Genomic DNA, 25,919 nt, shown 5'->3' on the forward strand with positions numbered 1-25,919 from the left:
CACACCACACAGGGGGCGCACCACAACAACGCCGCTGCACCCGACCACCCCCCACCCCACGGGCGGCCAGGTGACCAGCGGCGTCGTGCATCCCCCCGACCAACACACCGGACCGCGATCACACCACCCGACCACCCGCCCAACCACGAAGACGACGCGCACCATCACCCAGCAAGGCCAGCTCGCCTTCCGTGAGGGGCGGTTCACGCCCGGGTAGCACCTCCGGGGCCGGGCCGCGCAGCAGCGCGCGCACCGCGGCCGGGCGGGCCAGGTCCGCGGGCCGTCCCTCCAGGGTCCCCAGCCGGACGAGCGTGCGGAGCACCGCGTCGGCGTCTCCCCCGGTGCCGTCCGCCCGCACCGCCACGGCCTGGAGCCGCTCGCCCAGCCGGGCCCGCGTCCGGTCGCCCCGGGTCGGCCGGGCTCCGGCCACGTCGGGGTAGAGCACGTCCTGGCCGGTGGCCAGGCTCCAGGCGGCCCGCGTGGTCCGGTGGACGGCCCGCTGGACGCCGGCGGTGACGCGTCCGCCGTCCGCGCCGCGGCGCTCCAGGGTCCGGGCGAGCGCCAGTACGCCGGCCGCCGCGACGGACAGGCCGTGCCCGTACGCGGGGTTGGTATGTGCGACGGCGTCCCCCACGACCGCGAAGCCCGCCGGCCACCGCCGGAGCCGGTCGTAGCGACGGCGGCGGTCGGCGGTGTTGCCGTAGCGGCGCACCTGGTCGAGCGGGTCGCAGAGCGGCAGCAGGTCCGCGATCAGCGGATGCGGCAGGGCGCGCGCGAAGGCGTGGAACCCCGCTTCGTCGCGCGGCGCCTGCGCACCGCGGGTGGCGGAGAGGGTGACCAGCCAGCGGCCGTCCTCGATCGGGAAGATCACGCCCGCCCGCCCGGGGCCCGCGCCCGGCCCCGACTGGATCGAGACCGAGGGGAAGCCGGCCGCGCTGTCGGGCGCGCGGACCAGCAGGGTCGCGTAGACGAGCCCGCAGTCGACGCGCTCCTGCGCGACCTCGGGCAGGCCGAGCGCGGCCAGCCAGTCGGGTGCGCGCGAGCCCCGCCCGGTGGCGTCCACCACCAGGTCCGCGGGGAGATCACGGCCGTCCGGCCACGCCCCGCCCCGTACCCGCGCACCGGTCACCCGGCGGGCGTCCCCGAGCAGCCCTTCACCGTGGACGCCCTGGAGGAGCTCGATCGCGGGATCGGCGAGCACCCGGGCGCGGATGGTCCAGTCCAGGAGGTCGCGGCTGAGGCACCACCCGTGGGAGGCCTCACCGATCCGGGGCAGCCAACCGTGCGGGGTGAGCGTCACCAGGTCCCCGGGCAGGGCGAGACGGCGCGCCCCGACGGCGGTGAGGGAGTCGGTGAGCCCGGGCAGCAGCGCCTCCAGGCTCGCCGCCCCCGAGGCCATCAGCAGGTGTCCGTGCCGGGCCTGGGGCAGCCCGGACCGCGCGACCGGGCCGGCGGGCAGCCGGTCCCGGTCGACCACGACCACCTCCTCCGCGTGGCGGGCGAGCACCGAAGCGGTGAGCATGCCCGCAAAGCCGCCGCCCAGGACGACGGCACGGCGCACCGCGGGACGGCGCGACCGGTCCGTCCCCCGGTTCGCCCGTTCCTCCGCGGCACCCTTTGCGCCTTCCGTGCCCTCCGCCGCACCGTCGGTCCCCCGTGATCGGTCCATCCTCTTGTCCCGTCCTTCCTCGTCGGTCGTCGCCCGGGTCGCACCCGCTCCCGCACCCGCGCTCACGCCCAGTCGGGCACGCGCCGGGCACGCGGGTCCGGCAGGCCCAACTGGTGCAGCCGGTCCAGCGCGGTGAACGGGCGTATCCCGAGCCCCGCCATGTTGTAGGTGGCCTGGTACCGGAGCCGCGGGTTGCCGTCCATCCGGCGCAGCACCCGGCGACCGAGCGCCTGACCGGACCTGGAGAGCTGGGTGATCATCCGGGTCGCGTCGTGGCTCATCCGGTCCATGTGCCGCACCCAGCCCACGCGTTGCGCCGCGTACGCCTCCAGTGCCCGGTCGACGGTGGCCGTGGACGCACCGGCGGCGAAACCCCGGCCGGTCAGGCATGCCGCCAGGGCCTCGGCGTCGGCGATGGCGGTGTTCATGCCCTGTGCCGCCATCGGGTGCACGCAGTGCGCCGCCTCGCCGACCAGCGCGAGCCCGGGGACGGCCAGCACCTCGGCGGTGAACCGCCACAGGTTGAGCAGTTGCCGGGTGCCGAGACTGGCACGCAGCCGCTCCTCCAGCGGCCGCAGTGCGGGCGTGCCCGCCAGCAGCTCGCGGCACCAGCCCTCCAGGCGCGCCTGCCGTTCCGGGCCGGTGCCGCGCAGCGCGTCGGGGCGCACCTGGGCGTAGAGCCGCATCCGGGCGCCGGGCAGCGGGTAGGCGAGCCGCAGCCCGTGGCCGGTGAGATAGGTCGTCACCTCGGGTGCCGCCGCCGGAACGCCGTCGATGTCGAAGGACAGCAGCCGGTGCCCGTACTCGGCGGACGTCGTTCCGATGCCCGCGTCGCGTCGCAGTTTCGACGAGCGTCCGTCGGCGGCGACCACCAGCGGTGCGGTCAGCTCCCGCTCACGGTCCCGCCCGGCGACCCGGACGCCCGACACCCGTCCGCCGTCCCGGATCAGCCCCTCGACCAGGGCGCCCGGCCGGCACTCCACCCGTTCGCCCAGGGACTCGCGCAGGGCCGCCAGGATCTCCGGGTAGTCGAGGGAGAACAGTTGGCGGTCCTCGCCGGGCATCGTCCGGTAGTCGAAGAGCATCAGGCGCCGGCCGTCCGCGTCGCGGATCATCAGCTGCCCGAGCGGGACGGCGCCGCGCCGCAGCAGCAGCGGCATGACGCCCCACTCGCGCAGGATCCGGACCGAACTGGGCTGGAGCACCTCGCCCTTGGCGATCGGTACGGGCACCCGCTGCTTCTCCAGCAGGAGCACCCGCAGCCCGGCCAGATCGAGGGCGCGGGCGGTGGCCAGCCCCGCCACCCCGGCGCCGCAGACGATCGCGTCCCAGGGCCCCCGGCCCGGGCCCCCGCCCGCCGCCCCGCTCATCGGGCGTCCCCCGTCCCGGCACCGGCCGCCGGCGCCGACAGGTCGGACGGGCCGGACGGGTCGGACAGGTCCGCCAGTGCCGAGAGCGCCGAGAGCGCCGACAGTGCCAGGCCCTGGGCCATCAGGAAGTCGCTGTAGTGCACGTGGTCGCGGATGTACACACACGTCCGGCCCGGCTCCCAGCTCCCGTCCGGCCGCTGGTGCTCCAGCAGCCAGTCGGCGCCGCGCACCGCCGGCGCGCCGTCCCCGCAGGCCACGAGGGCCAGGACGGCGCGGGCGGTCTCGTCCGCCGTTCCGGGTTCCCCCCGGTCGCCGGTGGACCAGGAGCCGTCCGGGAGCTGCGCGGCCCGCAGGCGGTCGAGGGCACGCCGCGCGGCCGGACTCCGGGAGCGGCCGAGCGCGGCCAGGAGTCGCAGCACGGCGACGGTGCCCGGGACGACGCCCCGGTGCCACAGCGCCCGGAAGCCGCCGTCCCGGTCCTGCCGGCGCAGCAGCCACCGCAGGCCGCGCGCCAGCCTCGGATCGCTCTCGGGCACGCCCGCCTCGTGCAGGACGAGCAGCGCCTTCGCGGTGATGTACGGGCAGGGGCCGTCCAGCGGGACGAGGGTGTCGCGGACGAAGGTGCTCCACGAGCCGCGCCGGTCCTGCCGGGCGAGCAGCCAGTCCAGGCCGCGACGCAGCGCCGGGGCGTCGCGGTCGCCCTGCAGCAGCACCTCCAGCACGGCGAGGGAGTCGAGGACGTTCGGCCAGCCCTTGGGTCCGGACCAGGTCCAGCCCCCGGGCGGGCAGTCGTAGAGCGGGAAGGGCGCGGTCTGCTGGCAGCCGGCCAGCCAGGTCCTGGTGCGGACGAGCCGGGGGTCGTCCGCGAGGCCGGCCGTGCCCAGGGCGGCGGCCGCGAAGGCGGGGCCGGTGACCTCGACCCGGGCGGTCTCCATCCCGTGGATCATGCACCAGGAGCCGTCCGGCTGGACGGTCGCCCGCAGGTAGTCGAGCCCGGCCGCGACGAGACGCGCGCCGTCCGGCGACGCGACGGAACCCGGCGGTGCGGAAGAAGCCGGCGGCGCGGACGAACCCGCCGACGCGGACGACCCCGCCGACGCGACGGAGCCGGTGCTCGCCAGGGCCGTGACGACCAGGCCGGTCAGCCAGGGATCACCCCCGTACGAGCCGACGTCCCCCTCCTGGTACTGCACCGCGCCCAGCAGCCGGACGGCCGCCGGTCGCGCGACCGCGAGCGCTCCGCGGGCGAGCGGTCCCCGGGCCCCGGAGCGGGACTGCAGCAGGGCGAGCGCGATGAACGGCGGCGACAGGTAGGACAGCACCTTGCGGCGCAGTGCGGGCGGCAGGAGCACGAGTTCGACCGGAACGCGGGACACCCCGCCGGCGTCGCCGAGCCCCGCCAGTGCCAGGACCAGCGAGCACAGCTGCCGGACCGTTCGGTCCTCGATGGCCCCGACGCCCCCCGCGGCCCCGAGCCAGGCCAGCGCACCGGCGACCGCCTCGGGAGCCGCCCCGTCGCCGGGGTCCTGCCGGGGCACGGGCACCAGTGTCAGGGCGGCCGCCGCCATGCAGGTGGCCACGGCGTCCGACGGGAAGCCCTCGAGCGTGCCCCAGCCGCCGTCGGGATTGCGCACCCGCAGCAGCCAGGCGCAGCCGCCCTCCGCCAGGGCGCGGTCGGCCCCCGTGCCCGCCAGGTGCAGGGCCAGGGCCGCGCCCGCGGTGCCGGAGACCGCGGCGGGCCGGGGATTGGTCCACGCGCCTGTGGGCAGCTGGGTGGCGAGCAGCAGGCCGGTGCTCGCGGCCAGTGCGCCTTCGAGCCGGGCCTGCCGGTCGAAGCCGTCCTGCGGGTGCTGGTTCAGTGGGAGGGACATCGGCGCTCCGCGGGGTGACGAGGGGTCCGGACTCTGACCGTGACGGGAGGACACGTCACATCACACGGGCGACGAAGGAGTCGGCGAGGGCGCTGTACTGCGCGCGGACCCCGGCGGGCATCGGCACGAGGTCAAGGCTGGCGCGCGCCCTGGCCAGGGCCTGTTCGGCCTCGCGTTCGCAGGCCCGCCGGCCCCCGCCCTCCTCGATCAGTTCGGCGGCCTCCAGCAGCACCTTCTCCGCCTCCTGCTCGTCCGCCGGGGAGCGGCCGTCGGCGAGCAGCTCGGCCAGGCGCCGCGCGACGGTCCCGGAGGCGGCGGAGGCGGCGACCACGGGCAGGCTCTTCTTGCGCTCGCGCAGGTCGCCGCGCACGGGCTTCCCGGTGACCGCCGGGTCGCCCCAGATGCCGAGGATGTCGTCGACGCACTGGAACGCCAGGCCCAGCTGTCCCGCCGCCTCGGCCAGCGCGTGGACCAGCGGCTGGTCCGCTCCGCCGAGGACCGCGCCCATCGCGCTGGCGCCGGCCAGCAGGGCGCCGGTCTTGGCCATCGCCATGGCCTGGTACTCGGCCACGGTCACCGTGCCCGGGCCCGACCAGGGACGCGCGCTGAACTGGATGTCGCACGCCTGGCCCTCCACCAGCTCGCGCAGCGCCACCGCGAGATGACCGGCCGCGGCCGGGCCGTGCGGTCCTCCCTTGGCCAGCAGCAGGTCGAAGGCGAGGACCTGCAGTGCGTCCCCGGCCAGGATCGCCCCGCTGACGCCGAACTCCTTCCAGACCGTCGGGCGCCGTCGGCGTTCCTCGTCACCGTCCATGATGTCGTCGTGGATCAGGCTGAAGTTGTGGATCAGCTCCGCCGCGGCCGCGCCGGGCAGCGCGACCTCCGCCGGCGCCCCGACGGCCTCGGCGGCCAGCACCGCGAGGGCGGGGCGGACGGCCTTGCCGGAGTCCTGCTCCAGCGGCGAGCCGTCGGCGCGGCACCAGCCGAGGTGGTAGGAGCTCATCACGGCGGTCCACGGCTCCAGCAGGGCGACCGCCTCGCGCAGCAGCGGTTCGGTGAGCTCCCTGGCCCGTCGTGTCGTTCCGGCGGCCAACGAGTGCGGGGACGGCGTGTTCGGGGGCAGGGTGTGCGGAGGCAGCGTGTTCGGGGGCAGCGTGTGCGCGATCGTCGTCATGGCGGACCCTTCCTGTCGCGGTGGTCGGCTTGAGGGAAAGCTCGGGGGGCCGGGCCGGCTCAGCCCCGGGCGGGGCTCGGAGTCAGGCGGGGCTCGGAGTCAGGCAGGGCTCGGAATCAGGCGGGGCGCCGGAGGACGTTGCTGCGCACCGCTCCGGTCAGCCACACCAGGAACGCCGTGAGCGTCACGCCGTAGACGGCCAGCCAGCCGCCGGGTACCCCGCGATCGGTGTTCAGGGCGCTGCCGAGCAGGCTGAGCGTGATCGCGCAGGCGGTGATCGGCATGTGCATCGAGGCCAGGAAGGTCACCGCGTTCGCCTTGTCCGGCAGGCGCAGGGCCCCGGTGAGCAGCCGGCGGGAGACCCAGGCCGCGACCGGCGCCGTGGCGAGCACCGCGATCGCGCCGGCCGCCGGGACGGCCCCGGTCCCGGCGAGCACCAGCATCCCGGCGCCCACCGCGAACTGGCCTCCGATGTAGAGGCGGACCAGGCCCGGACCGTCGAGGGCGACCGCGAGCGTGTGCTTGCCGGTCCGCCGGTCGCCCTCGATGTCGGCGAGGTTCATCACGGACATCCGGAGGAACTGCAAGGCGCAGACCACCCCGGCGTAGACGACGTCCGCCCCGGTCACCGAGCCGGACTGCAGGGCGCAGGCGAGCAGCGGCCCCAGACCGTACAGCACCAGCGCACAGGCCACCTCGCCCAGCGCGTGGTAGTTCAGCCGCAGCGGCGGGGCCGTGTAGAACCAGGAGAGCGCGGCGATCGCGGCCGCCATGACCCGGGTACCCGTCGTCGGCATGACGGCGATCAGACCGAGCGAGACGAAGAGCAGCACGAACGCGGCGGAGAGGCTGACCATCGGGCGCAGCAGACCGCTCACCAGCACCCGGCTGCCGCCCGTCCAACCCGTCGGCGCGGCGTTGGCCCGGTCGGCTTCGAGGTCGAAGTACTCGTTGCAGTAGTGCGTCATCAGGTGGGTGCACCAGGCGAAGGCCAGGGTGAGGACGAACCAGCCGGGCCGGAAGGCGTGGCCGTCGTGCACCGACATGCTGACCCCGAGGCCGACCACCATCATGCTCTGGACGAGGAACTTGGGCCTGCCCAGCCTGACGAAGGCGCGCACGCGGTCGCCGCGCGGCAGTGCGGGCGCGGCGGCGGGACCGGGCGCCGGACCGGGCGCCGGAACGGGGGCGGAGGCGGCGAGTCCTGTGCTGTTCATGCGTCAGCTCCCTGTACTGCCGGGCACCGGGACCGCCGGGCGGCGGGCCTCGTCGAGGGGTGGGGGTGGGGACGGGGTGCCCGCGCGGCGCGGCCGGGCGAACCGGCGCATCGCGGGCAGTTCGACGTACCGGTGGAGCAGCCCGGCGGCGAGCAGGGACAGGGCGAGGAACAGCGCGGTCGCGGCCATCGCGACGGGTGTGCTCCAGCGGCCGCCGCCCAGCGCCCAGTGGGCGATCATGACGACCGGCCAGTGCACCACGTAGAAGGCGAACGAGGCCTCGCCGAGCCGCACCAGCGCCGGGCGGCGCAGCCAGGACCTGCGGCCGTCGCGGTCCGCCGCCGCGGCCGAGAGGATCAGACCGCACACGGGCACGACGGTCGCGGCGGCCGGCAGGAAGGCGAACGGCAGGGTTGCCAGGGCCGTCCCCAGGGCCAGCACCAGCACCACCCCGGACAGCGCCATGCCTGGCACGACGCCCCGGCCCGCCCGGACGATCCGGGCCAGCAGCATGCCGAGGACGAACTCCGGCAGCCGGCCGAGCGGGAAGAAGTAGGGGATCCAGAACTGCCACTGGGAGACCTCGACGTCCGGCACGGTGCGGCCGCCGTGGAACTGCGAGGCGATCCCCGCCACCAGCCAGACCGCCAGCACCGCGCACCCGGCGGCGGCCCAGAGCCGCTCCGGGCGGATCCGTCGCAGGCGCGGCAGCAGGAAGGGGAAGAGGGCGTAGCAGAACACTTCGACGGCCAGCGACCAGGTGACGATGTTCAGCCCGGCGGTGAAGCCGGGGCCGGGCAGCCAGGCGTGCAGCAGCAGCAGGTTGGCCAGGGCGGGCGGCCAGGGGAAGCCGCCGCCCGCCCCGCCCGTCACCGCGGAGCCGGTCGCGAGGACGAACACGAGGAGCAGTGCCCACACCACCAGGTGGTTGGGGTAGACCTTGGCGGCCCTGCGCCGCCAGAACGAACGGGCGCCCTCGCCCCCGCGGGCGCCCTCGCCGTCGCGGGCGGACCAGGTGAGCACGAATCCGCTCAGCACAAAGAACACCGAGACGCCCACCATGCCCAGCGGGAGCACGGCCTTGACGGCCTGTTCGGCCCGGTCGTCCCGGAACACCTTCGCGACGTACCAGGCATGGGTGAGGAACACCCCCAGCGCGCAGAGGAACCGCAGCCCGGTGAGGGAGGGGTACCGTTGCGCCTGCTGTCCTGCCGGACCCTCCGGCCCTTCGTCGGGCACGAGCCTTCTCCCTTCGACGTGGTGCGTGGTGTGCGGTGACGTGGTGACGTGCTGGTGCGGTGACGTGCTGGTGCAGTGACGGGGTGGTGCGCTGACGGGGTGGTGCGCCGGACAGTCGCTCAGAGGTTGCCGCGGCGTTCCTGTTCGCGCTCGATGGCCTCGAACAGGGCCTTGAAGTTGCCCTTGCCGAAGCCCAGCGAGCCGTGGCGTTCGATGAGTTCGAAGAACACCGTCGGCCGGTCCTGCACCGGCTTGGTGAAGATCTGCAGCAGGTGGCCGTCCTCGTCCCGGTCGGCGAGGATCCCGAGTTCGCGCAGCTCCTCGACCACCGCCCCGGTCCCGTGGAGCCGTTCGCCCACCGCCTCGTAGTAGCTGTCGGGCGTGTCCAGGAACTCGACGCCCCTGGAGCGGAGTTCGCGGACGGCCGTGACGATGTCGTCGGTCGCCAGGGCGATGTGCTGGACGCCGGGGCCGCCGTAGAACTCCAGGTACTCGTCGATCTGGGACTTCTTCCGGCCGACCGCCGGCTCGTTGAGCGGGAACTTGACGGTGCGGGTGCTGTCCGCGACGACCTTGGACATCAGCGCCGAGTACTCGGTGGCGATGTCGTCACCGACGAACTCCTTCATATTGGTGAAGCCCATGACCCGGTTGTAGAAGGCCACCCACTCGTCCATCCGGCCCAGCTCGACGTTGCCCACGCAGTGGTCGATACCGGTCAGCAGCGGCCGCCCGGCGCCGGCGGCCGGCAGAGGGTCGCGGTGCACGTAGCCGGGCAGGTACGGGCCGGCGTACCCGGTCCGCTCGACGAGGCTGTGCCGGGTCTCGCCGTACGTGGCGATCACGGCGGTCCGCACCGTCCCGTGTTCGTCGGCCGCCTCCCGGGGTGCGGCCAGGCCGGTGGCGCCCCGTTCCACCGCGAGGTTGTGGGCGCGGCGGGCGTCCGGGACGGCGATCGCCACGTCGAGAACGCCGTCGCCGTGGCGGGCGACGTGCCCGGCGATGAACGCGGCCTCCTCGCCGACCGCGCGGACCGCCGAGGTGAAGACGAACCGGATGTCGCCGGAGACCAGAACGTACGACGCCGTCTCCGGGTAGCCGGTCTCCGGGCCGCGGTAGGCGACGGGCCGCATGCCGAACGCGGTGGCGTAGAAGTGTGCGGCCTGTTTGGCGTTTCCGACCGCGAACTCGACGGCGTCGATGCCGAGGACGGGGAACGCCTCGGTGGGCGGGGTCCGCCCGGCAGGGGTCGTCGGGGCGGTTTCGGGCAGCACAAGATCGGTCATCAGGTTTCCTTCGTGAGAAACCCCGGTTCCGGACCGGGGAGAAGACGTGGCTCGGCGCGGCAGGGCAGGGCAGGGCGGACGGCCGGGACCGCCGTCACGGCGTCGCGCCGCGCACCGCGCACCGCGTGAGCACGCACCCGGACGGGCGCGCGTGGAAGAGGTGATGGTGGAAGAGGTGATGGTGGAGCGAGGAACGCCGGTCAGGTGGTCACAGCGGATCCGGGCACGGCGTGCACACGGCACGGGGCCCCGGACCGGGACAGGGTGAAGGTGGGCGTGCCGCAGAGGCCGCACCGGCCGAACGGGCCGAACCGGCCGAACCGGCCGAACGGGCCGAACCGGCCGAACGGGCCGAACGGGCCGTGGACCGCAGCAGCGTCCGCCCGACGGTTCGCGGGCGCGCGGGAATCACGTACGACGCCCGGCCGCGCGGACGGGACGTCCACCTCGCCGGCGCCGGACCCCGGAGGCGTCGGTCAGCCGAAGGCGTCGGTCAGCCGGAGCCGGGAACTGATCGCAAGACCGTTACCGGAAATTCCTCGACGGCCGGCCTCTGGTCAATGCCGGGTCGGTTCGGAATGAATTCCGGACCGACCTCGAAACGCGCTCCGAAAGACCCCGGGCAGTCCCTGTGGACGATCCCGGCCGGCCCCGCCGAATCCGGCGGCAATACGGGCATGCGTTCAGAAATGAGTACCATGATCTTCCACTTCCCCCGTTTGTGCACAATGCCCGGATCCAACGGCGAGGATGTTCTCGAACCGCAGCCGGACACGTCCACCCACCCGCCACCTCCGGAGCATGCCGGAAGCGACGGAAAGTGACGGCAGTGCTGGTATCAAGGCGCTATTCATCGGGAATGCCATGGCCGACGGAGGAGGCGTTCACACTCCTTCGCTCCCCCAGCGACGGGATCACACTACCCCATCCCAAGGTCGATTCAAGGGAGTCGTCGACGAATTTCATGGGACGCACCCGCACTGCGGAACGGAATGGAAATGCTTCGGTTCCGCTCGCCCGGAGCGGAACAGGAGACACGGGTTCCGGTGCTCGCGGAGCGGAATGCACACGCTCCGGTTCCATTCCTCGGCCGCCCCCGGGAGGCGGTGCCCCGGGGCACCGCCTCCCGGCGCACCGCCGTCCGGCCGGACGGCCGCCCGGCCGGAACAGCCGCTCAGCCGGACAGCCGGACAGCCGGACAGCCGGGTCAGCGCAGGTCGAACCGGTCGAGGTTCATCACCTTGTCCCAGGCCGCCACGAAGTCCCGGACGAACTTCTCGTCCGCGTCCCCGGAGCCGTAGACCTCGGCCAGCGCGCGCAGCTGGGAGTGCGAGCCGAAGACGAGGTCCACGGCGGTGGCCGTCCACTTCGCCGCGCCGGTGGCCCGGTCCCGCCCCTCGAAGACGTTCGCCTCCGACCCCGAGGGCTTCCACTCCGTGCCCATGTCGAGCAGATTGACGAAGAAGTCCGTGGTCAGCGCCTCCGGCCGGTGGGTGAGGACGCCGTGCGGGGAGCCCCGGAAGCCGGCGTTCAACGCCCGCATCCCGCCGACCAGGACCGTCATCTCCGGCGCGGTCAGCGTCAGCAGGCCGGCCCGGTCGAGAAGGAGGGTCTCCGGCGACAGCTTCTCGTCGGGCCGCAGGTAGTTCCGGAACCCGTCCGCCCTCGGTTCGAGCACGGCGAAGGCCTCGACGTCCGTCTGCTCCTGCGAGGCGTCCGTGCGACCCGGGGTGAACGGGACCGTGACGGCGTGCCCGGCGGCGTGCGCGGCCCGCTCGACCGCCGCGCAGCCGCCCAGCACGACGAGGTCGGCGAGCGAGATCCGCCGGTCACCGCTCTGCGCCGCGTTGAAGTCCCGCCGGATCTCCTCCAGCCGCCGGAGCGTGTCGGCCACCTCGGGGACGTCGTTGACCTCCCAGTCCTTCTGCGGCGCGAGCCGGATCCGGGCGCCGTTGGCGCCGCCGCGCATGTCGGTGCCCCGGAAGGAGGCCGCCGACGCCCACGCGGTGGCGACCAGCTGGGGGACGCCCAGGCCGGAGGCGGCGATCCGCTTCTTGAGGTCGGCGATGTCCTCGTCCGTGACCGGCTCGTGGTCGGCGGCGGGGACCGGGTCCTGCCACAGCTGCGCCTCGGGCACCCACGGTCCGAGGTAGCGGGACACCGGGCCCATGTCGCGGTGCAGGAGCTTGTACCAGGCCTTGGCGAAAGCCTCGGCGAGCTGGTCGGGGTGCTCGTGGAAGCGCCGGCAGATCGCCTCGTAGACCGGGTCCTCGCGCAGTGCGAGGTCCGTGGTCAGCATCATCGGGGCGTGCCGCTTCGCGGGGTCGTGCGCGTCCGGCACGGCGCTCGCGGCGGCCGGGTCGGTGGGCTTCCACTGCTTGGCCCCGGCCGGACTGGTGGTGAGCTCCCAGTCGTAGCGGAACAGGTTGTCCAGGTAGCCGTTGTCCCACTTCGTCGGCTCGGTGGTCCACGCGCCTTCGAGCCCGCTGGTGAGGGCGTCGGCGCCCGAGCCGCTGCCGCAGGTGCTGCGCCAGCCCAGGCCCTGCTGTTCGAGCGGGGCGGCCTCGGGCTCCGGGCCGACGCAGGACGGGTCCACGGCGCCGTGGCACTTGCCGAAGGTGTGGCCGCCGACGATGAGCGCGACCGTCTCCTCGTCGTTCATCGCCATCCGCGCGAAGGTCTCCCGGATGTCGACGGCGGCGGCCCGGGGGTCCGGATTGCCGTTGGGGCCCTCCGGGTTCACGTAGATCAGCCCCATCTGGACGGCGCCGAGCGGATTGGACAGCTGGCGGTCGCCGCTGTAGCGCTCGTCGCCGAGCCAGGTGTCCTCGGGGCCCCAGAAGATCTCCTCGGGCTCCCAGATGTCCTCGCGGCCGAAGCCGAAGCCGAAGGTCCGGAACCCCATCGACTCCATGGCGCAGTTGCCGGTGAACACCAGCAGGTCGGCCCAGGAGATCTTCCGGCCGTACTTCTGCTTGACCGGCCAGAGCAGGCGCCGGGCCTTGTCCAGACTGGCGTTGTCCGGCCAGCTGTTGAGCGGCGCGAACCGCTGGGCGCCGCTGCCGCCGCCGCCCCGGCCGTCCGCGATCCGGTAGGTGCCGGCGGCGTGCCAGCTCATCCGGATGAACAGCGGGCCGTAGTGGCCGTAGTCGGCGGGCCACCAGTCCTGGGAGTCGGTCATCAGGGCGACCACGTCCCGCTTCAGCGCGTCGACGTCGAGGGTGGCGAACTCCGCGGCGTAGTCGAAGTCCTCGTCCATCGGGTCGGAGAGGCGCGAGTGCCGGCGCAGGACCTGGAGGTCCAGTTGCTCGGGCCACCAGTCGCGGTTGGTCCTGGGCCCGGTCGCCTTGGGGGTGGGGGAAGGAATTGCTGGGTTTTCGCTCTCGCTGCCGGACACGTCCGCCCCTTCGTCCTTAGTCGTTTTCTGCCCTTTCGCCCGTATGGTCCCGCACCCGGGACCGTACGGCGGGCAGAACACGCGGAGCGCCCCCGGGCCACCGGGCCGGCCGGCACACGACAGGACGGCATACGGCCGGACGCCCCGACCCCCGCGCGGTGGCGGGGACCGGGGCGTCCGGTGTCCGTGTCCGGTGTCCGTGTCCGGGGACCAGCGTCCGGGGACCACGGCGGGCCGGGCCGGGACGGCGGCAGGGCCGACCGGGTCAGCTCCACCTCCGCAGGGCGTCCAGGTACACGGCGGTGCGGCCGGCGGCGTCCGGGGCGGGGGTGAACACCACACCGATCTCCTGGACGTGGGCGGGGTCGGGCACCCCGGCCAGGTCGAGCCGCAGGGTCCGCCCGTCCGGGCCGACGGTGACGGCGCCCGAGTCGGTCCAGGTCCAGCCGGAGGCGTCGCCGGTACCGGTGCGCACGTACAGCGCGGCGGTGGTGCCGCCCGCCTGCTGACCCCAGGGCGCGGTACCGGCGGCCACGGTGAGCACGGTGGCCCCGGTCAGATCGACAGGGGCCGTCCGCCGGAGCCGGACGGCACCCCGCTCGGGCTCGACGTCGGCCTTGAGCGCGCTGCGTCCCTCGGCCGCTCCCTCGTCGGCGACCGCCCAGGGCCCGGCCGCCGCGCCGGACCCGGACCAGCCCTCGGCGCCGTGCTCGAAGCCGGCCAGCAGGCCGCCGCGCCGCATGTCGTCGAGGTAGACCGCGGAGCGGCCGCTCGCCCCGGCCGCGGGGGCGAACTCGACGCCGATCTCGCGGACGTGGGCCCGGTCCGGGACCTTGGTCAGGTCGAGCACGAGCCGGGTGGACTTGGTGTCGACGGTGACGGCGCCCGAGTCGGTCCAGGACCAGCCGGAGGCGTCACCGGTACCGGTCCGCACATAGAGCTTGGCCCGGGTGCCGCCCGCCCGGTCGCCCCAGGGCGCGGTGCGGGCGTCGACGCTGAGCACGGTGTCCCCGGAGAGGTCGAGCGGGCCGACCTTGTTGAGGTAGGCGGCGCCGGTGGCGAGGTCCACGTCGGCCTTGAGCGAGCCGCTGCCGCGGGCCGACCACTCGGTGACCTGCCACGGGCCGGCCGCGAGGTGCCAGCCGCTCCAGCCCTGGGTGCCGCTCTCGAAGTCCTGGTAGGACACCGGTGGGTCCTGCGCCGGGGCGGCGGCGAGGTCGACCCCGCCCCGGCCGACCGTCCACGGGTCGTTCATCAGCTTGGCGCCGTTGACGTTCCTGGCCGGACTCCACTCGTTGTTCCAGGCCAGGAAGTAGGAGGTGCGCGGGAAGCGCTCGTGCAGCGCCTTCACCCACAGCTCGTAGTCGAAGGTTCCGCCCGCGCCCGAACCGGGGCCGATCTCGGTGAACGCGAACGGCTTGCCGAGCTCGACCAGTTTCTCGTAGCCGGTGATCGCCGACGGGTCGGCGGTGTAGCAGTCCAGCCCGACCACGTCGGCGTAGCCGCGGCCGACCCAGTAGGCGGTGGGGTCGGCGGAGCCGCAGTTCGGCGCGTACGTCCACAGCAGGTTGTGCAGGCCCTTGGCGGTGGTGAGGTAGTCGTAGGTGCCGCGCCACAGTGCCGCGAAGTCGGCCGGGTCCTGGCGGCCCCACCAGAACCAGTCCCCGTTCATCTCGTGGAACGGGCGGAACAGCACCGGCACCCCGGCGTCGGACAGTCGCCGCAACCCGGCCGCGACGTCGTCGAGTTCGGCCCGCCAGGCCCGGCCGGCGGCGGTGGCCGGGTCGGACAGCTGACGGAAGGCCGGCTGCGGCAGCGGAGTCCGCCAGGCGGCCCCCGCCACCGGGTTCGGCAGGTGGACGCTGACCGAGACCAGTCCGCCGCGGCCGGCGTGGTCGATCATCTCGGCGTCGCAGCCCGAGTCGATCGCGGTCGGCACCCCGTCGGCGTTCCAGCCGCTCGCGTAGTCGCACGCCAGCACCGCCGGGAACCGGCCCGTCCGGTCGGCCAGTTCGGTGACGTCCTGGTACTGGGTGACGAAGTCCTTGCCCGACTCGGGCGCGGCGCTGCCGCTGTACCCCGCGAAGAATCCGGCGGCCGTCCTGTTCCGCAGCCCCCGGTCGGGCAGCTGCGCGAGCCAGTTCAGCACCGCCCGCGCCTGCGGGTCCGCCCCCGCGTCCGCCGGTTGGACGACGGTCGCCACCGGTTGGACGGCCGCCACCGGTTGGACGACGGCCACCGCCGCCGGCGCCGCGGCGCTCCCGCCGCCCAGCATGCTCGCCACCGCGACCAGGACCGCGACGGATCGTCGACGCAGCCTCATCAGCACCCCCCGTTGCTCTCAGCACGGCAGGATCATCCGTCCTGCCGGTGATCACACTAGGGCGTGGTCGTCCGATCGTATGACGGCCAGTCGGCGGGCGGCGCGGCCGGTGACGGCGTCAGACCGGGTGGACCAGGCGGTTCTCGTGCGCGAAGACCACGGCCTGGATCCGGTCGCGGAGTTCGAGCTTGTGCAGGACCCGACCCAGATGGGACTTCACGGTCGCCTCCGCGAGGTACAGGGTGGCCGCGATCTCGGAGTTGGACAGCCCTCGGCCCACCTCGACCAGCACCTCGCGCTCCCGGGCGCTGAGCCGGCCGAGCCGGTCGTCGCGCGCGCCGCCGCGACCGTCGGGGAGGTGCGGGCGGACGGTCTCCAGCAGGCGCCGGGTGATCCGCGGCGAGACCACCGCGTCGCCCGCGGCCACGCTCCGGATCGCGGCGAGCAGCTCCTCCGGCCTGGTGTTCTTCAGCAGGAAGCCCGAGGCCCCGGCATGGAACCCGGCGAAGGCGTACTCGTCCAGGTCGAAGGTGGTGAGGATCAGCACCCTGCTCCCGGGGGAGACCCGGACCACCTCGCGGGTCGCCTCGATCCCGTCGGTCCCGGGCATCCGGACGTCCATCAGGACGACATCGGGGCGCAGCTCCCGGGCGAGGCGAACGGCCTGCTCCCCGTCCGCGGCCTCGCCGACCGGGGCCATGTCGGGCTGGGCGTCCAGGACGGCGCCGAAGGCCATCCTGAGCAGGGCCTCGTCGTCGACGACCAGGATCCGGATCGTCATGCGGACACCGCCCCGGCGCTGTCGAGGAGGAGGCGGGTACGGACGCCCCAGCCGCCGCCCGGCAGCGGTCCGGCCCGCAGGGTCCCTCCGTAGGCGGCCGAACGCTCGCGCATGCCCGGGATGCCGTGGCCGGAGGGCGCGGCTGCGGAGGCCGGCGGGCGGGGGCCGGTGTCGGTGACGTCCACGGTGACGGTGCCGGGTGAGCACCGGATCCGGACCGTCGCTCGGGTGCCGGCGGGGGTGTGCTTGAGGGCGTTGGTCAAGGCTTCCTGTACCAGGCGGTAGACGGTGAGCTGCGCGGTGGCGGGCAGGTGGCCGTGGCCGCCGTGGACCTCCAGCCGGGTCGGTAGGCCGGCGGCGGACATCTGCTCGGCCAGGGCGTCCAGTTGGGCGATGCCGGGCAGCGGGTGGCGTTCCGCGTCCGGTTCGTCGGCCCGCAGCACGCCCAGCGAGCGCCGCATGTCGGTCAGGGCCTGCCGGCCGGTCTCGGAGATCTGCTGCGTCGCGGCGGCGGCCCGGTCGGGCGACTGCTGCCGCGCGTAGCCGGCGGCGTCGGCGAGCGCGACCATGACGGACAGGTTGTGGGTGACGATGTCGTGCATCTCCCGGGTGATCCGTGCCCTCTCCTCGGCGACGGCCAGTCGCGCCTGCTGCTCCTGCTCCCGCTCCAGGTCCGCGGCCCGTTCCTCCACGGCCGCGAGGTAGGCGCGGGTGGTCCGCACGTTCATCCCGAGGACGGCGGCGGCCACGGTCATCGCGGTGACCGCGACGAACGGGGTGGGGAACGCGCCGTCCGGCGCCCAGCGCAGGCAGGCCAGCAGGACTCCCGCCTCCACGACGGCGCCGGCGAGCAGCGCGGTGCGCTGGCCCGAGTGCGCGGCGGCCGTGTAGAGGGCCACCAGTACGGCGATGTCCGCCGGGAGTTGGACGTCCAGCAGCCACTGGACGAAGGCCGCGGCCACCACGGCGCCGAACACCGCGAGCGGGGCCCGGCGGCGCCACAGCAGCGGGAGCGCGAGGGCGGCGGTGAGCGCCACGGTCGTCACCGGTTCGCGCGGCGCGGGCGTGGTCGCGGCGTTGAGGAGGAGGAGCACCGGCAGCAGCGAGTCCCACACCGGGGGCGGCAGGCGGGGGATCCGGCGGGCGGCGGCGGCCACCGCCCGCTCCGTCCGGCGCGCGCTCGGCCGGTGGGCCCTCGGCCGGCGCGCCCTCGGCGGGTGCGAGCTCGGCCGGTGCGCGCTCGGCCGGTGCGCGCTGCCGGGTTCCGCGGCGGCGTCGGTCATCACTCGTCCCTGTCGATCCGGTGTCGTGGCGGCCCGGGCGGGCCGCCACCGGGGACCGCCGGACCCGCCTCGGGTACGGGGGCCGCACTCCGCGCGCCGCCCGGCTCGTCCCGCGACCCTGCCACGGTAGGCCAACGGAGCGCCGGGCACATGAGTCCACCGTCGGACGGTACCGGGCCGGCGTACGACCGCAGGAGGAGGCGGACACCTCCCGGGGTCGCAACGCGGCAGCCGGTCCGGCGTGTCCGACTGCCACCCCGGTCGCAGCGGGAACGGTCCCGGTGCCCGCCCCCGGTCGGACCGGGCGGCGACCCGGGGGCGATGTGGCGGCGGGTGCCCGGCGCCGACGATGGCCCGGTGACCGAGATCATCACGGAACTGTCCGTGTCCCCCCTGGAAGTCCTTGCCCTGCTGGGTGCCCTCGCGCTGGTGGTGGCGCGCTGGCTGCCCCCCGCCGCCCGCCCGCGCACCACGGTCGCGGCGGGGGCGGTGTTCGTCCTGTCCGTGCTCGTGCTGGGGGTGACCGGGCTCCGCTGGCAGTTGCTGCCGGTCCTGGCCGGCGCCGCCCTCGCGCTGCTGTTCGCCCTCGCTCCGCTGCTGCGGCGCCGGACCGGCCGGCCGGCGTGGCGGGCCCGCTGGTGGCTCGCGCTGCCGGGCTCGCTGGCCTGCGCCGGCCTGATAGCCGCCGGACCGGTGGCCGCCTGGGCCTTCCCCGTCCCCGTGTTCCCCGAGCCCACGGGAGAGTTCGCGGTCGGCACCCGGGTGCTGCAGTGGACCGACCCCCGGCGGCCGGAGACCTTCACCCCCGATCCGGACGACCGGCGCACGGTCGTGGTCCAGCTCTGGTACCCCGCGGGGAAGAGCCCCGCCGGCACGCCGCGGGCCCAGTACCTCGGGCGCACGGAGGACGAGGCCCGCACGGTCTCCGCCGCCCTCGCGCGCGGGGTCGGCCTGCCGGGCTTCCTGGTCGACGGTGTCCCGCACGCCCGCAGCCGTTCGGTCTTCGACGCCCCGGTGGCCGGGGACGGCGGACGGTTCCCGGTCGTGCTGTTCTCGCCCGGGTCGGGCGGGGTGCGCACCCAGAACACCGCCTGGGCGGAGGAACTCGCCAGCCACGGCTACCTGGTGGCCGCCCTCGACCACCCGTACGACTCCGCCGCCGTCGTCCTCGCGGACGGCCGGACGGTCACCACCGGGACCTCCTCCTCCGGCGACGCGGACCAGGACGAGAAGTTGGCGGCCGGCTGGACGGCGGTCCGGGCCGCCGACCTCGGCTTCGTCCTCACCCAGCTGGAGGGTCTGGACCGGGCCGGGAGCGGCGACCCGCTGACCGGGCGTCTGGACACCGGCCGGGCCGCGGTGACCGGCCACTCCATGGGGGGCGCCGCCGCGCTCCAGGCGGCCCGGCAGGACCGCCGGTTCCGCGCCGTCGTCGATCTGGACGGCTTCCCGCACGGCCCGGCCTCGCCGGCCCTCGACCGGCCGGCACTCGCGCTGACCCAGGCCCTCACCGGGGCGACCGACGCGCGCTACCTCCCCCGGCTGACCGAGGCGCTCGCGGCCGGCACCGCGACGAGCTACCTGCTCACCGTTCCCGGTGCGGCGCATCTCAGCTTCATGGACGGCCCGTTGTACCTGCCGCCGGTGCCCGCGATCGTCGGTTCCCTGGGCCGCGCCCGGAGCCCGCGCGTCGTCGCCGGGGCCACGCTCGCCTTCCTGGACGCCACCCTGCGCGAGCGGCCGGGGGACCTGGCCGGCGCGCTGTCGGCCTACGGCAGCCTCACCGTCCGGTCCCCGGGCGGCGGGCAGTGAGGGGGCGGGGCGGCGGCGCCCGCTGACGGACGCTGACGGACGTGCGGCATCGCCCCCACGGTGCCGCACGTGCCGTTGCGGGCGCCGAGGCCGGGGCTCACCCCGCCGGAGCCGGGCGCAGCACCCGCCGCACGGCGGCGCGCAGCCACTGGTGGGCGCCGTCGGCGGCATGGCGCGGGTGCCAGGCCATGCCGATGGTCAGCGGCGGCAGTTCGAGCGGGATCTCCAGCAGCCGTAGGCCCAGCGTCCGCGCCGCGCCGGAGAGCGGTGACGGCGGCTCGCCCGGCCGCGCGACCGGCACCAGGCAGACCACGTCACCGGTGGCGGCCAGGGCCATCGCCGCCAGGTGCCCCGGCAGTACGGCGCTCACCCGGCGGCTGAGCCCCTGCTCGGCGAGGGCCGCGTCCAGCGGGCCGGTGAAGCGGCCGCGGCGGCTGACCACCACGTGCTCGGCGGCCGCCAGCCGGGCCGGCGTCAGCGGCCCCTCGGCGAGCGGGTGGCCGGCCCTGACCCCGGCCGCCATCCGCAGGGTTGCGAGGTCCTCCACCAGGGTCTCCGGGTCGACGTGGTCGATCGCCCCGATCTCCAGGTCGATCCGGCCCTCGCGCAGCGCGGGTCCCGCCTCGGAGTCCTCGGCCAGTACCCGCAGCGAGACGCCCGGGGCCCGGCGGCGGGCCAGTGCCAGCAGGCCGGGCGCCAGGGCCGCGCCGACCAGGTCCGCGGCCTGGACGGTGAAGGTGCGCCGCAGGGCGGCGGGATCGACCCCGCCGCCCGGGGTGAGCAGCGCCTCCAGCCGGCGCACCACCGCGGCGGCCTCGTCCCGCAGTTCCTCGGCCCGGGGCGTGGGCACCATCGTCTGGCCCGCCCGTACCAGCAGCGGGTCCTGGAGGACCCGGCGCAGGCGGGCCAGGGTGCGGCTCATCGCCGCGGGTGACGTGTGCAGCCGCGCGGCGGCGCGGGTGACGCTCTGTTCGGCCAGCAGGGCGTCGAGGGCGATCGCGAGGTTGGCGTCGAGGGTGGGATCTGGGCTGCTCACCGGCATTGTTCCGTTCCGGGCAAGGATTGGATGCTGAAGTTGCCATTGTGGCAATGGGGTTCCCGTCCGCACGATGAGGGGGCATCGCTGATCCGACCGAGACCGTGAGGTTTTCATGATCGTCATTACCGCCCCCACCGGGAACATCGGCCGTCGGCTGCTGTCCCTCCTGGTCGAGGCCGCACCCGCGCACGGGGAGGAGCTGCGGGTCGTGGTCCGCGATCCGGCCCGGCTCCCGGAGGCCGTCCGCGGCCGGGTCGAGGTGGTCACCGGCTCGCACGGCGACGCCGCGACCGTCGAGCGCGCGTTCGCCGGCGCCGACGCCGTGTTCTGGCTGGTCCCGCCGGACGCCTCGGTCGCGCCCGAGGAGGGGTGGAGCGGCTTCACCCGCCCGGCCGCCCGGGCGTTCGCCGCCCACGGTGTCGGCCGGGTCGTCGGGGTGTCGGCGCTCGGCCGCGGCACCGCGTGGGCGGCCCGGGCCGGGCTGGTCAGCGCCTCCCTCGCGATGGACGACCTGATCGCCGGCTCCGGCGTCGCCTACCGCGCCCTGGCCTGCCCGTCGTTCTTCGAGAACCTGTTGGAGGAGGCCGGCTCGATCCGCGCCGACGGCGTCTTCACCGACACCGTCGCCGGTGACCGCCGCGCCCCGCTGGTGGCCGTCGCCGACATCGCCGCGACGGCGGCCGGGCTGCTGCTGGACCGCTCCTGGAGCGGCGTCGACAGCGTCCCGGTGCTCGGCCCGCAGGACCTCTCCCCCGAGGACCTGGCCCGGATCATGACCGAGCAGCTCGGCCGCCCGGTCCGCTACCGGCGCCAGTCGCTGGACGAACTGCGGTCCGCCCTGCTGGGGTACGGCCTGCACCCGGCCTTCGCGGAGGGCGTCGTCGAGATGAAGCGCGCCAAGGACCAGGGCCTGGACGCGGGCGTCGGGCGGGCGCCGCGGCCGGCGGTTCCGGCCACCGAATTCGCGCGGTGGTGCGCCGAGACCCTGAGGCCCGCCGTCCTCGCCGCCCCCGCCGCCCCCACAGCCGTCACCGCCGTCGCCACCCCGGAGGCCGTCGATGCCCACTGACCCGACCGCCGCACCGCCCGTGACCGCGTTCATGCTGGTCAAGACCACTCCCGAGTGGCTGGGGATGAGCGTGGGCGAGCGGGTCCACGCCTTCACCACGCAGGTCCTCCCGGTGATCCAAACCCGCGCCCGCGGCGTCCGCTCCCGCTTCTACGACACGGAGTTCTACTCGGCGCGGGTGACCGACATCTGGGTCTGGGAGGCGGACGACCACGACGCCTACCGCCTACTGGTCGACGCGCTGCGCGAAACCCCGTTCTGGGACCGCTGGTTCGACGTCGTCGAGCTGCTCGTCGGCACCGAGAACGGCTACGCCCGCACCTACGGCCTGGATCCGGTGGCCACCGTGGTGGCCTGACGAGCCGCCATCGTCCCTCCCCCGCAAGCCTGCCGGGGGAGGGGCCGGCCGGACGCCTCCGGCCTCAGCGCTTGGTGCCGTCGACGATGACCGGCGTACCGTTCGAGCCGCAGGGGCTGGCGTAGACGGGGTTCTTCTCGGCGGCGGCCTTGAAGGCCTCGATGCACTGGCTCAGCAGGATCTTGTCGGTGAGCGAGCCGGCGATCGCGGCGTTGGCGGCCGCGGTGCTGTCCGCCTCGATCTTGCGCTTCTCCGCCTCGGCCTTGGCCGTGCGCACGGACGCCTCCGCCTGGGCGGTGGCCTGGTCCTGCTGGATCTTCTGGTCGATGGCCTTCTGCAGGCCGTCGCTCGGCCGGACGTTGCGCAGGTTGACCCCGTTGACGAGGATGCCGCGCGGCGCCAGCCGGGCGGTGATCAGCTTGTCGATCTCCGCACTGACCGCCTCCCGCTGCGAGCTGTAGCCCTCGACGCTGGTGTGGCGGGCGAAGACGTTGCGCACGATCTCCCGGCTGTCCGGGTAGACCAGCCGCTGCTGGACGGCCTCGGCACTGCCGGCCAGCTTGAACAGCTCGACGGTGTGCTGCGGGTCGATCGACCACTTGACCGTCAGGTCGGCGTACAGCACCCCGCCCTCGGAGGAGCGGACCTCGACGGTCGAGTCACCGGTCAGGTCGAGGTCGACGGGCCGGGTCGAGAACGTGGTCACGTCGGTCAGCGGCGACTTGAAGTGCAGTCCCGGCTGCCAGGCCGTGCCGACCTTGCCGAGGCTGGTCGGCACTCCGACCTCGGTCGGATCGACCACGTGTACAAAGGTGGTGAGCCCCAGCAACAGTCCGAGGGCACCGGTCAGGATTCCGCCGAGCGTGACCGGCCAGGACCCGACCTTGCGCCGGCGCAGAATGAGCAGACTGACACCGACGGCCAGGAACAGCAGGGAAACGATCAGCATGGCGAAGTCTCTCGGACTGAAATGATCACACCGGACGGCCGCAGCCTAGACAGCCCGCCCTCGCCTGCATAAGTCACGTCAGCTGATGTTCATGCGATAAGCCCCGGACGTTGACCGAGGGAACGGGAGACGGCCCGGGACCGTGCCGAGCACCACCCCGGCGGCGGGGCCCGATCACCCGGGCCCGCCGCCGGATTCGGGTCAGAGCACGGGCTGGGTGGCCTCCAGGCGCTGGACGGCGGTCCGGACGGCGTTCGTGAAGCTCCAGAACAGCGGCAGGGTGTTCGCGGCGCGCTCGGTCCTGGTGTTCCTGCCCGCGGCGAACATCGCGGCGCGCAGCTCGGTGGTGGTCTCCAGCTGGGCGCCCATGCCGAGCAGGCTGCGGTTGCAGATGTTCTCCGGGGAGATCCCGGCGATCTCCTCCTCCCCCGAGGCCGTGACCGCGCGGATGCCCGCCGCCGCGAACTGCTCCATCAGGTACTGGCGGAAGGTGGGGTTCAGGCCACCGACCAGCACGGCCGCGGCGCCGGCCTCCAGACCGGCCTGGGCGGCGGTGCAGCCGTGCAGCGAGACCACGTTGAGGCTGCCGGCGCACATCGCGCGGGCGACGGTGTCGTCGCAGTGGGTCGAGGTGACGTGCAGGGCGCTGTTCCCGGAGGAGCGCAGTCCCTCGAACATCCAGAAGTCGTGGACCGGTCCGGCCGCCGGGGTGGGGGCGAGGTCGGCCGGGTGGTAGCCGGCGATCGCCAGGCACAGCTCGGAGGTGCCGCCCTCGATGCCGCCGCCGTGCGGGGCGACGACGGTGGTGCGGACGATTCCGGCGCGCGCCGCCGGGTTCTGGTCGTCGACCAGGTGCCGGCGCGAGCGGCGGCCGAAGTCCACTCCCTCGGCCAGTGCCGGGTCCGAGTAGAGGGCCGTGTTGGAGGCGTAGGTGTCCGCGGCGTGGGCCGGGGCGGCCCCCAGAGTGCCACCGACAGCGGCGAGGGCGGGGGCGGCGGCGAGCGCGGCTATCAGGGTACGACGGTTCATCACGGGGCGTGATCATGACAGAGAGCGGGAGTTCCGGCAACCCGTGCGACGGTGCGCGAGTTGACGGCGCATCCTAGGGGACCGACACCTGGCCGGTCTGGGCGGCGACGAGTTCGCGGTAGGGGGCGCAGCGGGCGAGGAGGGTGGGGTGGTCGGCGGCGTCGACGACGGTGCCCTGGTTCATCATGATCACGTGGTCCGCGTGCTGGACCGTGGAGAGCCGGTGGGCGACGACCACGACGGCGCTGTGGCGGGCCAGTTGGTCGACGATCTCGCGGAAGCGCAGCTCGTTGAGGCCGTCGAGCTGGCTGGTGGGCTCGTCGAGGAGGACGATGTCGGCGCCGGTGAGGAGGGCCCGGGCCAGGGCCATCCGCTGGCGTTGGCCGCCGGACAGGTCGAACTCGCGGCCCAGGACGGTGTCGAGGCCGTTCGGGAGGCGGTCGACGTCCTGGGCGAGGCCCACGGTGGTCAGGGCCCGGGCGAGTTCGCCGTCGCCGGCGGTTCCGGTGCGGCCGAGCTGGAGGTTGTCCCGGGCGCTGGCCTCCAGGAGGGTGAACTCCTGGTCGACGTAGGCCATCCGGGCCCGCAGTGAGCCCAGGGGCCAGGTGCGGATGTCGTGGCCGAGGACGCTGACCGACCCGGCGCCGGGTCGCACGAAGCGGCCGACGAGGGACAGCGCGGTGCTCTTGCCCGCGCCCGAGGGGCCGACGACGGCGGTCAGGCCGGTGCGCGGGATGCTGAAGGAGGCGGAGTCCAGGGCGGGCCGCCCGGTGCCGGCGTGGGTGTAGGAGACGCCGCGGAAGACCACCGCCGGGGCGTCGGGCACCGGGACGGGAGCGGGGCGGACCTCGTCGTCCGGGTCCGCCTCCTGGGGCAGTGCGAGCAGTTCGTTGCAGCGGTCCCGGGCGGCGAGTCCGGCCTGGAGGCGGCCGAAGCCGGTGGCGAGGGTGTTCACGGACGGGACGGTCTGGAGCAGGTACAGCAGGAAGGCGGCGAACTCCGCCACTTGCAGGTGGCCCGCCGCCAGGCGCGCGCCGCCGGTGAGGATCACCGCGATCATGGCGAACTGGTTGCCGAGGGTGAGCGCCGCCGGCACCAGCGCGCCCAGCCGGGCCCCAGTCAGCGAGACGACGCGCAGCCGCTCGGCGTCCTGCTCCAGCACCCGGTCGGCGAGGGGTTCGGCCCGGCAGGCCTTGATGGTGGTGAGGGCCTCCAGGTTGGCGGTGAAGCGTTGGGCGATCCGGCCCACCGCGTCCTGCCGGCCGGTGACATTGGCCCGCATCCGGCGTGTGATCAGCAGGACCAGCACGGTCAGGCCGGCCAGGGCGGCGACGGTGACGGCGGTGAGCACCCAGTCGATCCACACCATCACCGCCAGGGTCGCCAGCACCCCGAAGGCGGCGAGCGGGAGCTGCATCGCCACCTCGACCACCTGGCCGAGGAGTTGGGCGTCGGAGGTGACGCGGGCGGCGAGTTCGCCCGTCCCCCGGGCCCGGACCACCGGCAGCGGCAGGCGCAGGGCGTGGGCCATCACCGTGGTGCGCAGACGGTAGGTCATGCCTTCGCCGACCCGGGCGAGCTGGAAGCCGGAGAGGGCCTGGGCCGCGGCGCCGACGAGGGCGGCGGCGGCCATCAGCAGCAGTCCGGGGGCGAGGGAGCGGTGGGCGGAGAAGTCCCCGACGATCCGGCGGACCAGCAGCGGGAGCGCGAGGGCGGCCACGGTGGCCACCACGGCGAGGAGCAGGGCGGCGGCGAGGCGGACCGGCTGGACGGCGAGTTCGCGGCGCAGCCGGACTTGCGGCGGCGCGGGAGCGGCGGCGACGGTGACGGCGGGCTGGGCGGCCACGGGGCACCTCTCTGCTGAACGGATCGGCGGGGTGTCGGGTCGGCGGGGTGTCGGATCGTCGGGCGGGGGGCAGCGGCGGGAGGTGGGAAGCGAGAGGGGGGCGGGGGGGGGACGCCCCCGGCCCGGGGGGGGGGGGGGGGGGGGGGGGGGGCCCCCCCCCCCCCCCCCCCCCGGCCCGGTGGTCGCGGTCGACTTCTCCCCCCGGCG

The 25,919-nt window shown here is 74.8% G+C and carries 18 protein-coding genes; 3 read left to right on the forward strand and 15 right to left on the reverse strand.

What is annotated here, in order from left to right:
- Positions 1 to 118: 118 nt before the first annotated feature.
- From SM793_RS33235 to SM793_RS33285, 11 genes are all read right to left on the reverse strand, one after another.
- The gene (locus tag SM793_RS33235; protein WP_320442049.1) at positions 119 to 1,522 is read right to left on the reverse strand and encodes a hypothetical protein; all 1,404 of its coding nucleotides are present in this window, start codon (positions 1,520 to 1,522) and stop codon (positions 119 to 121) included.
- A gap of 209 nt (positions 1,523 to 1,731) precedes the next feature.
- Positions 1,732 to 3,039, reverse strand: coding sequence for an NAD(P)/FAD-dependent oxidoreductase (locus tag SM793_RS33240; protein ID WP_320442050.1), 1,308 nt, complete (start codon positions 3,037 to 3,039; stop codon positions 1,732 to 1,734).
- Entirely contained in the window at positions 3,036 to 4,910 is a 1,875-nt protein-coding gene (locus SM793_RS33245; RefSeq protein ID WP_320442051.1) for a prenyltransferase/squalene oxidase repeat-containing protein, read from the reverse strand. Before SM793_RS33245 ends, SM793_RS33240 begins: the two co-directional genes overlap by 4 nt.
- A 55-nt stretch (positions 4,911 to 4,965) precedes the next feature.
- Positions 4,966 to 6,084 carry a polyprenyl synthetase family protein gene (locus SM793_RS33250; protein ID WP_320442052.1) on the reverse strand — a complete coding sequence of 373 codons (1,119 nt, stop codon included), beginning with the start codon at positions 6,082 to 6,084 and terminating at the stop codon, positions 4,966 to 4,968.
- Positions 6,085 to 6,200: 116 nt separating this feature from the next.
- A complete protein-coding gene (locus SM793_RS33255) occupies positions 6,201 to 7,301 on the reverse strand; it encodes a prenyltransferase (protein ID WP_320442053.1) in 1,101 nt (366 codons plus the stop codon).
- Between the two features lie 3 nt (positions 7,302 to 7,304).
- Entirely contained in the window at positions 7,305 to 8,540 is a 1,236-nt protein-coding gene (locus SM793_RS33260) for an acyltransferase (RefSeq protein ID WP_320442054.1), read from the reverse strand.
- A gap of 119 nt (positions 8,541 to 8,659) precedes the next feature.
- Positions 8,660 to 9,826 carry a 4-hydroxyphenylpyruvate dioxygenase gene (gene hppD, locus SM793_RS33265; RefSeq protein ID WP_320442055.1) on the reverse strand — a complete coding sequence of 389 codons (1,167 nt, stop codon included), beginning with the start codon at positions 9,824 to 9,826 and terminating at the stop codon, positions 8,660 to 8,662.
- Positions 9,827 to 11,033: 1,207 nt separating this feature from the next.
- Complete coding sequence (gene katG / locus SM793_RS33270; protein WP_320442056.1) at positions 11,034 to 13,223, reverse strand: catalase/peroxidase HPI; 2,190 nt, start codon at positions 13,221 to 13,223, stop codon at positions 11,034 to 11,036.
- Between the two features lie 265 nt (positions 13,224 to 13,488).
- Positions 13,489 to 15,546: a glycosyl hydrolase gene (locus tag SM793_RS33275; RefSeq protein WP_320442057.1), complete on the reverse strand. Its 2,058-nt coding sequence runs from the start codon at positions 15,544 to 15,546 to the stop codon at positions 13,489 to 13,491.
- A 118-nt stretch (positions 15,547 to 15,664) separates the two neighbouring features.
- Positions 15,665 to 16,327: a response regulator transcription factor gene (locus SM793_RS33280; RefSeq protein WP_320442058.1), complete on the reverse strand. Its 663-nt coding sequence runs from the start codon at positions 16,325 to 16,327 to the stop codon at positions 15,665 to 15,667.
- Entirely contained in the window at positions 16,324 to 17,610 is a 1,287-nt protein-coding gene (locus tag SM793_RS33285) for a sensor histidine kinase (protein WP_320442059.1), read from the reverse strand. Before SM793_RS33285 ends, SM793_RS33280 begins: the two co-directional genes overlap by 4 nt.
- Before the next feature lie 321 nt (positions 17,611 to 17,931).
- On the opposite strand from SM793_RS33285, the gene SM793_RS33290 reads away from it, so the two are divergent.
- Entirely contained in the window at positions 17,932 to 19,422 is a 1,491-nt protein-coding gene (locus tag SM793_RS33290; protein WP_320442060.1) for an alpha/beta fold hydrolase, read from the forward strand.
- Positions 19,423 to 19,519: 97 nt separating this feature from the next.
- Here SM793_RS33290 and SM793_RS33295 read toward each other — a convergent pair whose 3' ends face one another.
- Entirely contained in the window at positions 19,520 to 20,464 is a 945-nt protein-coding gene (locus tag SM793_RS33295) for a LysR family transcriptional regulator (protein WP_320442061.1), read from the reverse strand.
- A gap of 109 nt (positions 20,465 to 20,573) precedes the next feature.
- Between SM793_RS33295 and SM793_RS33300 the strand changes: the two genes are divergently transcribed.
- Positions 20,574 to 21,530 (forward strand): NAD(P)H-binding protein, encoded by a 957-nt coding sequence (locus tag SM793_RS33300; protein WP_320442062.1) that lies wholly within the window; start codon positions 20,574 to 20,576, stop codon positions 21,528 to 21,530.
- A complete protein-coding gene (locus SM793_RS33305; protein WP_320442063.1) occupies positions 21,520 to 21,888 on the forward strand; it encodes a darcynin family protein in 369 nt (122 codons plus the stop codon). The genes SM793_RS33300 and SM793_RS33305 overlap by 11 nt, the downstream gene beginning before the upstream one ends.
- A 64-nt stretch (positions 21,889 to 21,952) precedes the next feature.
- Here the strand turns inward: SM793_RS33305 and SM793_RS33310 are convergent, their stop codons facing one another.
- From SM793_RS33310 to SM793_RS33320, 3 genes are all read right to left on the reverse strand, one after another.
- Positions 21,953 to 22,837 (reverse strand): prohibitin family protein, encoded by an 885-nt coding sequence (locus SM793_RS33310; RefSeq protein WP_320442064.1) that lies wholly within the window; start codon positions 22,835 to 22,837, stop codon positions 21,953 to 21,955.
- A 201-nt stretch (positions 22,838 to 23,038) separates the two neighbouring features.
- Positions 23,039 to 23,866: a poly-gamma-glutamate hydrolase family protein gene (locus SM793_RS33315; protein ID WP_320442065.1), complete on the reverse strand. Its 828-nt coding sequence runs from the start codon at positions 23,864 to 23,866 to the stop codon at positions 23,039 to 23,041.
- 73 nt (positions 23,867 to 23,939) lie between these two features.
- Positions 23,940 to 25,712, reverse strand: coding sequence for an ABC transporter ATP-binding protein (locus tag SM793_RS33320; protein ID WP_320442066.1), 1,773 nt, complete (start codon positions 25,710 to 25,712; stop codon positions 23,940 to 23,942).
- Positions 25,713 to 25,919 lie beyond the last annotated feature (207 nt).

The organism is Kitasatospora purpeofusca (assembly GCF_034043715.1).
In the GTDB taxonomy this organism is placed as follows: Bacteria; Actinomycetota; Actinomycetes; order Streptomycetales; family Streptomycetaceae; genus Kitasatospora; species Kitasatospora purpeofusca_A.

What these genes read in the sequence shown, in the direction of transcription:
- SM793_RS33255 (WP_320442053.1), bottom strand. Translation starts at nt 7,301, where the DNA reads ATGAACAGCACAGGACTCGCCGCCTCCGCCCCCGTTCCGGCGCCCGGT.
- SM793_RS33295 (WP_320442061.1), bottom strand. Translation starts at nt 20,464, where the DNA reads ATGCCGGTGAGCAGCCCAGATCCCACCCTCGACGCCAACCTCGCGATC.
- SM793_RS33300 (WP_320442062.1), top strand. Translation starts at nt 20,574, where the DNA reads ATGATCGTCATTACCGCCCCCACCGGGAACATCGGCCGTCGGCTGCTG.
- SM793_RS33250 (WP_320442052.1), bottom strand. Translation starts at nt 6,084, where the DNA reads ATGACGACGATCGCGCACACGCTGCCCCCGAACACGCTGCCTCCGCAC.
- SM793_RS33280 (WP_320442058.1), bottom strand. Translation starts at nt 16,327, where the DNA reads ATGACGATCCGGATCCTGGTCGTCGACGACGAGGCCCTGCTCAGGATG.
- SM793_RS33285 (WP_320442059.1), bottom strand. Translation starts at nt 17,610, where the DNA reads ATGACCGACGCCGCCGCGGAACCCGGCAGCGCGCACCGGCCGAGCGCG.
- hppD (WP_320442055.1), bottom strand. Translation starts at nt 9,826, where the DNA reads ATGACCGATCTTGTGCTGCCCGAAACCGCCCCGACGACCCCTGCCGGG.
- SM793_RS33290 (WP_320442060.1), top strand. Translation starts at nt 17,932, where the DNA reads ATGTGGCGGCGGGTGCCCGGCGCCGACGATGGCCCGGTGACCGAGATC.
- SM793_RS33305 (WP_320442063.1), top strand. Translation starts at nt 21,520, where the DNA reads ATGCCCACTGACCCGACCGCCGCACCGCCCGTGACCGCGTTCATGCTG.
- SM793_RS33310 (WP_320442064.1), bottom strand. Translation starts at nt 22,837, where the DNA reads ATGCTGATCGTTTCCCTGCTGTTCCTGGCCGTCGGTGTCAGTCTGCTC.
- SM793_RS33315 (WP_320442065.1), bottom strand. Translation starts at nt 23,866, where the DNA reads ATGAACCGTCGTACCCTGATAGCCGCGCTCGCCGCCGCCCCCGCCCTC.
- SM793_RS33240 (WP_320442050.1), bottom strand. Translation starts at nt 3,039, where the DNA reads ATGAGCGGGGCGGCGGGCGGGGGCCCGGGCCGGGGGCCCTGGGACGCG.
- SM793_RS33245 (WP_320442051.1), bottom strand. Translation starts at nt 4,910, where the DNA reads ATGTCCCTCCCACTGAACCAGCACCCGCAGGACGGCTTCGACCGGCAG.
- SM793_RS33235 (WP_320442049.1), bottom strand. Translation starts at nt 1,522, where the DNA reads ATGCTCACCGCTTCGGTGCTCGCCCGCCACGCGGAGGAGGTGGTCGTG.
- SM793_RS33275 (WP_320442057.1), bottom strand. Translation starts at nt 15,546, where the DNA reads ATGAGGCTGCGTCGACGATCCGTCGCGGTCCTGGTCGCGGTGGCGAGC.